The sequence below is a fragment of the Streptomyces sp. GESEQ-4 genome, assembly GCF_017948455.1.
GTDB lineage: Bacteria > Actinomycetota > Actinomycetes > Streptomycetales > Streptomycetaceae > Streptomyces.
This window is the reverse complement of record NZ_JAFFSU010000067.1, coordinates 1-1,670: the sequence shown is the minus strand read 5'-3', so window position 1 is coordinate 1,670 and position 1,670 is coordinate 1. Positions and strand designations below refer to the sequence as shown.

General features: G+C 71.0%; 2 protein-coding genes. Both read right to left on the bottom strand.

Going from position 1 to position 1,670, the window contains the following annotated elements; all coding sequences use genetic code 11:
* Window positions 1-632, bottom strand: a 632-nt coding sequence (locus KCH48_RS41820; RefSeq protein WP_210582877.1) for a response regulator transcription factor, incomplete at its 3' end; no start/stop codon positions are given.
* Window positions 629-1,670, bottom strand: a 1,042-nt coding sequence (locus KCH48_RS41815; RefSeq protein ID WP_210582876.1) for a sensor histidine kinase, incomplete at its 5' end; no start/stop codon positions are given. The genes KCH48_RS41820 and KCH48_RS41815, both read right to left, overlap by 4 nt.

Genomic DNA, 1,670 nt, shown 5'->3' with positions numbered 1-1,670 from the left:
GATTCGTACGCCACCACCACCGCCTGTGCCCTGCTGTCCAGGTCCAGCTTGGTCATCGTGCGGTTGAGGTGGGTCTTTACGGTCGCCTCACTGATGTAGAGGCGGTCCGCGATCTCCAGGTTGGACAGGCCGCGTGCGATCAGTTTCAGCACCTCCAGTTCGCGGGAGGTCAAAGCATCCAGGTCCGCGGGCTGTTCGCATGCGGTCTGGCGGGCGTACGCCTCGACCAGGCGGCGGGTGACGCTGGGCGCGAAGAGGGCGTCACCACCGGCGACCGCGATCACCGCGGCGAGCAGCCGTTCCGGGCCGGAGTCCTTGAGCAGAAACCCGCAGGCTCCGGCGCGCAGCGCCCCGTACACGTACTCGTCGAGGTCGAACGTGGTCAGCACCAGGATCCGGGGCGGGGGCTCGGCAGCCTGGGCAAGGATGCGTTCGGTGGCCTCTATGCCGCTCATGCCAGGCATCCGGACGTCCATCAGGATCACCTCGGGGGCAGTCTCGGCGGCCAGCGCCACGGCCTCCGCGCCGTCGCTGGCCTCGCCGACCACCTCGATACCGGGTGCGGCGCGCAGCAGCCCGACCAGTCCGGCCCGGATGAGGAACTGGTCGTCCACGACGAGCACGGTGGTCATGTGGTGGCGTCGTCCCCCCGCCCTGCGGCCCGCGCGGAGGTAGGCAGGGTCAGCCGCACGGCGAAGCCCCCTTGCTCCTGCGGGCCGATGCTGATCTGCCCGCCGTAGAGCTTGGCCCGCTCGCGCATGCCAAGCAAGCCATGCCCGCCGTCGCTGCGTACTCTGTCCAAATTCACCCCCTCTCCATCGTCCGTGACCGAAACGGTCACGTGATGCGGTTCATACCTCAGCCGTACCTCCGCACTCGCGCCGGGCGCATGTTTCAGGACGTTGGTGAGCGCCTCCTGCACCACCCGGTAGGCACACAGTTCCACGCCGGGGGCGAGCGGGCGCGGGGTGCCCTCGACGCTCAGAGCGACCGGGACCCCGCCGCCGCGGACGCGTTCGGCCATCTCGTCGAGGCGGGCCAGGCCCGGCATCGGGCCGGCCGGGGCGCCGTCGTCGGCGGCGCGCAGCACCATGAGCATGCGGCGCAGCTCGTCGAGGGCCTCCTTGCCGGTGGCGTCGATGGTGTCGAGTGCGGTACGCGCGGTCTGTCGGTCGGTGTCGAAGACGAACCGGGCGAGACCGGTCTGCACGGAGATCACGGACATGTGGTGGGCCACCACGTCGTGCAGTTCGCGGGCGATCCGGCCGCGTTCCTCGGCCACCTCGCGCCGGGCCCGCTCGGCCTGTTCCCGGCGCAGCTGCCGGGTCAGGTCGGTCGTTCGGCGGGCGACGACGCCGAACCGCCACAGCACCGCCGGATAGACCACGGCCTGCCCGACGACGGACGGCCACGAGTCGGTGTGACTCACCGCGCCCGCATAGATCCAGACCCCGCCCATCAGCGCGGCGCAGGGGACGGAGACGCGCAGCGCTCGCAGGGAGGCGACGGTGTAGACGGCGAGCATGGGGCCGAAGCTGCACACCACGGCCCAGTAGCCGGCGGTGATGTACACCAGCCAGGTCGCGTGCACGAGGCAGCAGACCACGACCGGGGCCCGGCCGCGGAGCACCAGCGGCAGATGGACCAGGACCACCAGCGCATAGGCGGTC